Below are 8,787 nucleotides of genomic sequence, written 5' to 3' on the forward strand. Positions count from 1 at the left end.
GGTTCGGCCTTGGTTGGCGCAGCGTCGGCGCTCTCCGCGAGGAGTCAGCGCGAATCCCGATGAATATCGTGCGTGACGAACCCGGCATCGTTTTCCGGCATATCGAGCCAGTCGGGCCGCTCGAGAGAACGGAGAATATCTTCAAGACCGCTTCGCCAATGCTCGCGCATCGTCGACAGACCGAATTGAAAGTCCTTGTAGTGTCCTTCGTATTCCTTGTGCCGATAGATCAGGTGAATCACGTTGTAGCGCTTTGAACACGACAGATCTTCGGCCAGCTTGCACCACGGATCGTCGCGTTGGTCTTCTGGCACACGGTCCAGCACCTCGCGCAGTACGTGGCGGAAACGCTGTGAGCGCTGCAGCATGTCGGTCACGAGACGCGTACGGCTCGAATACTGGATGTCTTTCATGCGGCCCTGCACGTCGGTGAGGTTGTCCGGCACCGGCCCGATCGCACTCCATAGGTCGACCTGAAACGCGAGCGTGTCGCGACGCGGCGTGGACTGGAGTACCTCGTAGAGCGGCGTATTCGACATCAGCCCGCCGTCCCAGTAGAACTGACCGTCGATCTCGACGGCCGCGAAGCCCGGCGGCAACGCGCCAGACGCTATGAAATGCTCGGGCCTGAGCGTGGTGTGGGTATTGTCGAAGTACGCGAAATTGCCCGTGCCGCAATTCACCGCGCCCACCGATACGCGTGTTTCGCCGGAATTAATCCGGTCGAAATCACACAGCGACTCGAGCGTGGCCTTCAGCGGCGTGGTGTCGTAGTAGCTCGCCAATTGCGGCGGACCGGACACCGCGGGCAACGGCGGTGGGAAACGCGGCACGAAAAAGCCCTTTTGCCCTTCGACGATCGCGCTCATTGCCTGCGCTGCCGTAAATGCCTTGCGCACCGCTTCGCTCGAATTGAACAGCAGGTGTTCGATCGGAGCTGGCAAGGGCGCCCCGAACGCCGGCTGGCAGATCGTCTCCCAGAATTGCAGCAGACGCTCGACGCGTCGTTCCGGTGGATTGCCCGCAATGATCGCCGTATTCAGTGCACCGATCGAGATGCCCGCGATCCAGTTCGGTTCGATGCCGGCTTCGTAAAGTCCCTGAAAGACGCCGGCCTGATAGGCGCCGAGCGCGCCACCGCCTTGCAGCATCAGCGCGACGGTTTCGTAGTTGGGCAACCGGGGATGCCGGCGCGGGCGGGCGGCGACCGACGGACCCGCGCCCTCCCCGTCGCCCGACACGCCCACGCGCGCCCGCTTCAGATTGCGTTGCGCCATGGACGGCCCCTTAGTGCATGTACCAGCCGTGGCTCACGACGAACGACTGGCCGGTCAGCGCCGCGCTCGGGAATGTCGACAGGAACAGCACGGTCTGCGCGACGTCTTCGACCGTCGTGAAGATACCGTCGACGGTGCCGCCCAGCATCACGCGCTTGATCACGTCCTCTTCGCTGATGCCGAGTTCTTTCGCCTGCTCGGGAATCTGCTTGTCGACGAGCGGCGTGCGCACGAAACCCGGACACACGACGTGCGAACGCACATTATGCGCAGCGCCCTCTTTGGCAAGCACGCGCGACAGGCCCAGCAGAGCGTGCTTCGCGGTCACGTACGCCGACTTCAGCGGCGAGGCGAGATGCGAGTGGACCGAGCCCATGTAAATCACGACGCCGCCGCGATTGTCCTTGTACATGTGCTTGAGCGCGGCCTTGGTGGTCAGGAACGCGCCGTCCACGTGAATGGCCTGCATCTTCTTCCAGTCCGAAAACGAATAGTTTTCGATCGGATTGACGATCTGGATGCCGGCGTTGGAAACGAGAATGTCGATCGAACCGAATTCCTCGGCGACCTTGTCGATCCCCCGGTTGACGGCATCTTCGTTCGTCACGTCCATTGCCACGCCGATTGCCTTACCGCCGCCCTTTCTGATTTCTTCAGCCACGGCGTTCGCGCCGTCCTGGTTCAGGTCGGCGATCGCGACCGCAGCACCCGCGGCCGACAGAGTCAACGCGATCTGTTTGCCGATGCCGCTCGCGGCGCCAGTGACGACGGCAACCTTGCCGTTCAGATTCGAGTTCACAGACGACATCCAGAACCTCCATGCAGTTGATGAGCAATGAGACCACGAGACCGCGCGCGGCGAGAAGTCGGCCAAACGGTATAGACCGTTCGGCGGATGCAGCGCGGCGGCCGACTTTGCTATTGTGCATGAACCCTGTGAACGACATAGGTAAAACGCACATCGAACCGTATCTCTTTAAACTGGACGCTTTCGGGCTGAATCCGGGCTCCATTCCCGTGGCATCACCAACCAGGAGACATGTATGAATTATCGACGTCTGGGCCGCTCGGGCCTGCGAGTGAGCGAGTTGTCCATCGGCTCATGGGTCACGTACGGCAACCAGGTGGATCACCGCGCCGCGCGCGAATCGCTTGCCGCGGCGCGCGACGCGGGCGTCAATTTCTTCGACAACGCCGAAGTCTACGCGGGCGGCAAATCCGAGGAAATCATGGGCCATGCGTTGAAGGAGCTCGCGTGGCCGCGCGTGAGCTACGTCGTGTCGACGAAATTCTTCTGGGGACTCAACGAAGCGCCGAACCAGTACCACACGCTGAACCGCAAGTACCTGATGAACGCGATCGACGCGTCGCTGAAGCGCCTGCAGCTCGACTATGTGGATCTCGTGTTCTGTCATCGTGCGGACCCGAACACGCCGGTCGAGGAAACGGTGTGGGCAATGAGCGACATGATCGCGCGCGGCAAGGCGCTGTACTGGGGCACCTCGGAATGGAGCGCCGACGAGATTCGCGCCGCCTATGAAATCGCCGAGCGGCATCATCTGCACAAGCCGGTCATGGAGCAGCCGCAATACAACCTGTTTCACCGCAAACGCGTCGAGCAGGAATACAAACGGCTCTACGAGGACATCGGCCTCGGCCTGACCACGTGGAGCCCACTCGCATCGGGGCTGCTCACCGGCAAATATCGTGACGGCGTGCCAGCCGACAGTCGCGCGCAGTTGCAGGGCTATGACTGGCTGCGTCAGCAGCTCACGGACCCGACCCGGAACAATGTGGTCGGCCAGCTCGGCGCGGTCGCCGACGAGCTCGGCTGCACGGTCGGTCAGCTCGCGATAGCGTGGATTTTGAAGAATCCGAATGTCAGCACGGTGATCACGGGCGCCTCGCGGGTCGAACAGATCGGCGAAAACATGCAGTCCGCCGAGGTGGCCAAGCGCATCACACCAGAGATAAAGCAGCGGATCGAGGAGATCATCGGCGACGCGCACGAGTAATCGCGCGCGCAGCGCCCTAACCGGGCACGCGCGGTCGCGTACAATACGCGACCGCGCGTCGCCGGCTCCTTCGGGCCAGCCTGCGCTCTCTCAGCGTCCTCTCATCATGCTCAGCTACCGCCACGCCTTTCATGCCGGCAATCACGCCGACGTTCTGAAACACGCCGTCGTGTTGCAGCTCCTGCGCTACCTTGGCCAGAAGGACAAGGCCTACTGGTATATCGACACGCACGCGGGCGCCGGCGTTTACTCGCTGAAGGAAGGCTACGCGACGAAGACCGGCGAGTTCGAGACGGGTATTGCGAAACTGTGGGGCCGCAACGATCTGCCGCCGCTGTTCGCCGAATACGTCGATGAAGTCAGCGCGCTCAATTCCGATGGCCAGTTGCATTTTTATCCGGGCTCGCCGTATCTCGCGTGGCGACAGCTGCGCGCGCAGGATCGTATGCGGCTCTTCGAATTGCACAGCACCGAAATCGACGTGCTGCGCCACAATTTTCGCGACGCGGGCCGACGCGCAATGCTGTATGCGGGCGACGGCTTCGACGGCATTCTCGCGCTGTTGCCGCCGGCGCCGCGTCGCGCGCTGATCCTGCTCGACCCGTCGTATGAAGACAAGCGCGATTACGGGCGCACGCTGCGCTGTGTCGAGGAAAGTCTGAAGCGGTTTCCGACCGGCACGTATGCGATCTGGTATCCGCAGGTCAAGCGCCCCGAGTCGCAGCGCTTTCCTGATCAACTGAAGCAGTTGCAGAAGGACAACTGGCTGCACGTCAGCCTGACCGTCAGCAATCCGCCGGAAGACGGCTATGGGCTGTTCGGTAGCGGCATGTTCATCCTGAATCCGCCGTATACGCTCGCCAAGACGCTGAAGGATCAGATGCCATGGCTCGTCAAAACGCTCGGCGAGGACAAGGCTGCGACGTTCAACGTCGAATATCGCGGCAATTGAGCGTGACGACCGGCGCGTGAGCGTGCCGCGCGCGGTTCCCCGTCACCTGTCTTGCGCAACCCGATCTCCGCATACGCTCACTTGAACTGCGCGGCCGCCTTGCTCGCGAACTGGTTCGTATAGGTAGCACTCAGGTCGATCTTTTTCGGATCGAGCCGGCTATCGAACGACGACAACGCGCGCAGCGACGTCGCCGGGCCATCAGCGGGCATAAGTCCGTCCGGCGAATACGCGTCGCGCACGTTGTGAAAGGCGTCGAGATAGAGCGTCGGGTCGCCCAATAGATAGGCTTGCGGCACCATCTTCAGCAGATCCGTGTCGCTCGCAGTCTGCAGCCAATGATTCGCACGCACGATCGCGTTGGTCAGCGCCTGCGTTGTCTTCGGATTTTTCTGGATGAAGCTTTCGGCCGCGTAAAGCGTCGCCGCGGGCATCATGCCGCCGAACACCTCCTGCGTGCCTTTCACCGTGCGCGTATCCACAAGCACCTTGATGGCGCCGCTACGCGTGAGCTTGGTCATCATTGGATCGACATTGGACAGCGCGTCGATCTGCCCACTGCCCACCGCGGCAAGCACCGTCGCGCCGCTGCCGACACCGATCGCCGAAATGTCGCTGCGCTGCACGCCGGCCTTGCGCAACGCAACGGTGAGCACGAGATCCGTCGACGAACCCGGTGCGCTCACGCCGACCTTCGCGCCTTTGAAGTCCGCGAGCGACTTGAGCTGATCGGCCTTCGACTTCACCACGCCGATCACTATCTGCGGTGCGCGGCCCATCAACACGAACGCGCGATAGTGCTGACCCTTCGCCTGCATGAACAACGTGTGCTCGAACGCGCCCGCGCCGACTTCGGCGCTGCCGCCCACCACCGCTTCGAGCGCTTTCGAGCCGCCCGCGAAATCTTCGAGCGTGACGTTCAGGCCTTCGTCCTTGAAGTAGCCGAGCTGCTGTGCGGCGAGGACCGGCAGATAGTACAGGCCAGGTAAGCCGCCGACGGCCATCGTCAGTGTCGGCATTTCCGGCGTGTCCTTCGCGAACCCAGCGCCCGGCAACGCAGCCAGTGCCAGCAGCATCACGCAGGTGCGCGTCGCACGCTGCATCCATTGATTGAGCATGGTGACGTCTCCTTGTTGTGTTTTCCATTCGAAGCAGTGACGCAGGCGCACATGCCGAGATCGAAGCTCACGGCGGCGAGGCGCGCAACGATTGTCGTCGGACGGTTTCACGGACGCCATGCGCCCAAACCCGAATGCGATTGTCGGGTGCGAGGCAAGCTGGCGTATGGGAGAGAAACGGGACCGTGCAGAAGCACCGCCGACGATCTTTCGCGCCGTCGGTACCTATTGCGGCAGGGGCACCGCTCGAGGCATCGGCCGCGGCGGCACGCCACCACCCGCCGGCAATTGGATATACGGCGCAACCACGAACGGCGGCGACGATTCCGAAGGCAGCTCGACCGGTGCCGCGATCGGCGGCGCGGCGACGATCGGCTCCGGCGCAGGCGGCGAGCTCAGCAGTACGGTACCGCTCTGGCCATTATTGACGCCGCCAAGCGTATCGAGGATCACGGGAGGACGCCCGTTATCGGACACCGCGAATGCGTCCGACGCGGCGCAGAGGGCGGCCAGCGTCGCCACGGCGGCCGCGGCCATCGCGGATCGGAAAGTTTGCAGCGAACGGACGGAGGACATGGACAGCCCGATTGGTTATGAATGCCGTCTTGCGCGAAAAAACGCCTTACATTACCGCGGGCCGCGTTACGAAGCTAGTCGATATTCGCCATCGGCAGCTTTCTTGCGCCGTTTACTCGAAAAAGCGTTGAAGGCACACGCGGATTTCGATGTCCAGATACGACAAAGCCCCGCTTTGACGGGGCTCGACATTGGTACTGCAATAGCCGCTCAAAAGCAGGCCACGTCAGGTCAAACTCAAGGCGGAAACTTACAGCGAATAGCCGTTGGTTTCGAGCGAACGGATGCGCTGTTCGAGCTGAACGATATCCGACGACGATGCGAGATATGCCTCACGACGGCTACGTTCCGCGGTTTCGAACCAGGTGCTGAGCTTCTCTAGAATGAATGCAAACATGATGTTCTCCAAGGATCGGATCGAATCCCCGTGATTTGACATCAGGGATTTCCCGTAAAAGGGTTAACCCGCATTATAACCCTAAGGTGCAACCTGAACAGTGAAATGCACGCATGCCGTGCATTCCGTTTTGGAATAATGCACTGGAAAGGTGCAATCCAGCGCCTGATTTTATTAAGCTTCATCGAGGCGACCGACGTTTTTTCGCAATTATGCTCACTTTCGGTGCATAAATCGCTCGGACCTTAAGAATCGGCAGGCTGGGTTGCACTTCGATCAGCTGCTAAAGCGGACGGCAACCTTATCCCGATACAAGATCGGTGTCCGCCAGTCGCTCGATAATCGGACAATCTGGCCGGTCATCACCATGGCAATGATCGGCCAGATGCGCGAGAGTGTCGCGCATGTCCGTCAGTTCGGCGATGCGGCGATCGAGTTCGGCGACATGTTCGAGCGCGATCCGCTTTACTTCGGCGCTTGCACGCGAGCGGTCGTGCCATAGAGCAAGCAGCCGCCGGATATCCTCGACCAGAAATCCGAGCCGGCGAGCCTGGCGAATAAAGCGCAAGGAATGCACTTCCTGCGGGCCATACACACGATAACCGGCACTCGTGCGCGCCTTCGCAGTCAATAGTCCGACACTTTCGTAGTAGCGGATCATTTTTGCCGTAACGCCCGACACGCGGGCCGCTTCGCCTATGTTCATGACTGTTTCCCCAAGGTTGCGGCTGAACTCCAATCGATCCTACACCTTCCCATGGTGGGAAGGTCAGCTACTCAAACAAGGTACGGGAGGCATAATTCGACTATCCGCAATCTGATTCCGCCGAGGTCTTTGCAATGACAATCGAACTCCATGTAGAAGGGATGAGCTGCCAGCACTGTGTTGCCGCTGTCACGAGCGCGATTCGCGAGCACGACGCCGCCGCGCAGGTTCAGGTGGATCTCGCGACCGGCCGCGTGCTCGTGGAGTCGGCGCAACCCGTCGATGCGCTGAAGGCCGCGATTGACGAGGCCGGATACACGGTCACGTCTGTGCGCTGAGGGTGCCGCGCATGTTCAAGGTTGCCGTAATAGGTGGTTCCGGATTGCTCGGCCGCGCGCTCAACGACGAACTCGCGCGCCAGACCGGCTGGCAGACCGTCTTCACCGCATATAGCCGAACGTCTCCGCGAACGGTCGCGTTGGATGTACGCAATAGCTTTGCGGTCGAGCGTTTCATCGATCGCGTAGCGCCGGATGCCGTCGTGATTGCCGCGGCGGAGCGCCGTCCCGATGTATGCGAGCGCGATCCGGCGCTTGCTCGCGCGCTGAACGTCGATGCCGTGCGAATGATCGCCGGGGCGGCGAACCGACACGGCGCGTGGACACTGTCGATCTCGACCGACTACGTGTTCGACGGCACGCACCCGCCCTATCGTCACGACAGCACACCTGCGCCACTGAACGCGTACGGACAGAGCAAGCTCGAAGGCGAGCGAGCGCTGACCGACACGGCCGAGGACGGATGCGTGCTGCGTCTGCCGCTGCTATATGGTCCGATCGTCAGTTGGTCGGAATCGGCCGTGACTAGCCTCGTGCCGGCCATTGCAGCGGCGGCGGCGCCGGGGGCCCAGGCTGCCAGGATGGACGCTTGGGCGATCCGCTATCCTACGTTCACGCCCGATGTCGCTTTCGTGATCCGACAGATGCTCGAGCGGCACGCGCGCGGCGAAACGATCTCTGGCATCGTGCAATGGTCGGGCGACGAACCGATGAACAAGTATGAGATCGCCGTGCGCCTGGCAGAAGCGTTGCAACTCGACGCGCGTCTGACGCCTCAGCGCACACCCACCGACGCGACGCCGCGCCCGCACAACTGTCATCTGGCATCGAGCCGTTTAGAGGTACTCGGAATCGGCCGACGCTCGCCCTTCGATATGGCGATCCGGCAGGTGCTGGCCGCGTTTCCGTGGCAGGGACAGGCGACTTCCGTATGATCCGGCGGCTTGCGTGCGTACGGTAAGCGGCTGGCGAACCTGCGTTGACGAACGGTGAATCATGCGACAGCGGTAAGAAGCTGCCAGTTATGTGGCAGCAATGCGGCGATGTCGCTTGCCCTGTGGGTGGGCAGCCGTGTCCCGATGTCTTTCAGATATGCGCGGGTTCGTGACCGTTGAGTTGCGCTGGGCGGATGAGGCTCATGATCGCGGCCGCACGTTGGCCAGCGCGCAGCGACCCGGCGGCCCTGGTTTCCCTTGGGGTGGCGGGGGCTCTCGGGCGAGCACACGGATCGCATGCTTGCAGTGTGAGATTGACCCGCAAAAACGGACATCTATCCTTTGGAGAAGGAGCGGCGCGCGTCAAGCAGGTTGTCGCTCACTCATGCAGCCAGAGGCTGTTTATTTGCGCCGATCGACGCCATCTCAACGACTGAGTCACGTTCGGGGTTAAGCGTCACGGCACCAACCGG

10 protein-coding genes and 1 pseudogene are annotated in these 8,787 nt (G+C 61.8%); 4 read left to right on the top strand and 7 right to left on the bottom strand.

The genetic code is table 11. The features are described from left to right. Positions 1 to 44 precede the first annotated feature (44 nt). Complete coding sequence (locus HDG39_RS24930; protein WP_184009456.1) at positions 45 to 1,277, bottom strand: DUF3734 domain-containing protein; 1,233 nt, start codon at positions 1,275 to 1,277, stop codon at positions 45 to 47. A 10-nt stretch (positions 1,278 to 1,287) separates the two neighbouring features. Beyond that, on the bottom strand, positions 1,288 to 2,085 hold the full coding sequence (locus HDG39_RS24935) for a 3-hydroxybutyrate dehydrogenase (RefSeq protein WP_184009458.1): 798 nt from the start codon (positions 2,083 to 2,085) through the stop codon (positions 1,288 to 1,290). Positions 2,086 to 2,320: 235 nt separating this feature from the next. Between HDG39_RS24935 and HDG39_RS24940 the strand changes: the two genes are divergently transcribed. Both HDG39_RS24940 and HDG39_RS24945 read left to right on the top strand, forming a co-directional pair. Further along, positions 2,321 to 3,292, top strand: coding sequence for a potassium channel beta subunit family protein (locus tag HDG39_RS24940; RefSeq protein ID WP_184009460.1), 972 nt, complete (start codon positions 2,321 to 2,323; stop codon positions 3,290 to 3,292). A 106-nt stretch (positions 3,293 to 3,398) separates the two neighbouring features. After that, complete coding sequence (locus HDG39_RS24945) at positions 3,399 to 4,244, top strand: 23S rRNA (adenine(2030)-N(6))-methyltransferase RlmJ (protein ID WP_184009462.1); 846 nt, start codon at positions 3,399 to 3,401, stop codon at positions 4,242 to 4,244. Positions 4,245 to 4,321: 77 nt separating this feature from the next. Here the strand turns inward: HDG39_RS24945 and HDG39_RS24950 are convergent, their stop codons facing one another. The 4 genes from HDG39_RS24950 to cueR form a co-directional block, all read right to left on the bottom strand. Next, positions 4,322 to 5,362, bottom strand: coding sequence for an ABC transporter substrate-binding protein (locus tag HDG39_RS24950; RefSeq protein WP_184009464.1), 1,041 nt, complete (start codon positions 5,360 to 5,362; stop codon positions 4,322 to 4,324). A gap of 225 nt (positions 5,363 to 5,587) precedes the next feature. Further along, complete coding sequence (locus tag HDG39_RS24955; protein WP_260328243.1) at positions 5,588 to 5,938, bottom strand: hypothetical protein; 351 nt, start codon at positions 5,936 to 5,938, stop codon at positions 5,588 to 5,590. 250 nt (positions 5,939 to 6,188) lie between these two features. Beyond that, positions 6,189 to 6,335, bottom strand: a complete 147-nt coding sequence (locus HDG39_RS24960) for a DUF3563 family protein (protein ID WP_018418650.1) — start codon at positions 6,333 to 6,335, stop codon at positions 6,189 to 6,191. Between the two features lie 301 nt (positions 6,336 to 6,636). Then, positions 6,637 to 7,041 carry a Cu(I)-responsive transcriptional regulator gene (gene cueR / locus HDG39_RS24965; protein WP_184009466.1) on the bottom strand — a complete coding sequence of 135 codons (405 nt, stop codon included), beginning with the start codon at positions 7,039 to 7,041 and terminating at the stop codon, positions 6,637 to 6,639. A gap of 134 nt (positions 7,042 to 7,175) precedes the next feature. Between cueR and HDG39_RS24970 the strand changes: the two genes are divergently transcribed. Then, complete coding sequence (locus HDG39_RS24970; RefSeq protein WP_090803824.1) at positions 7,176 to 7,379, top strand: heavy-metal-associated domain-containing protein; 204 nt, start codon at positions 7,176 to 7,178, stop codon at positions 7,377 to 7,379. An 11-nt stretch (positions 7,380 to 7,390) separates the two neighbouring features. Further along, positions 7,391 to 8,314, top strand: coding sequence for a dTDP-4-dehydrorhamnose reductase family protein (locus tag HDG39_RS24975; protein ID WP_184009468.1), 924 nt, complete (start codon positions 7,391 to 7,393; stop codon positions 8,312 to 8,314). A 59-nt stretch (positions 8,315 to 8,373) separates the two neighbouring features. Here the strand turns inward: HDG39_RS24975 and HDG39_RS24980 are convergent. Continuing rightward, positions 8,374 to 8,558: pseudogene (locus HDG39_RS24980) on the bottom strand (transposase domain-containing protein); the annotation flags it as partial. Positions 8,559 to 8,787: the final 229 nt, after the last annotated feature.

Source organism: Paraburkholderia lebeckiae, assembly GCF_014201005.1.
In the GTDB taxonomy this organism is placed as follows: Bacteria; Pseudomonadota; Gammaproteobacteria; order Burkholderiales; family Burkholderiaceae; genus Paraburkholderia; species Paraburkholderia tuberum.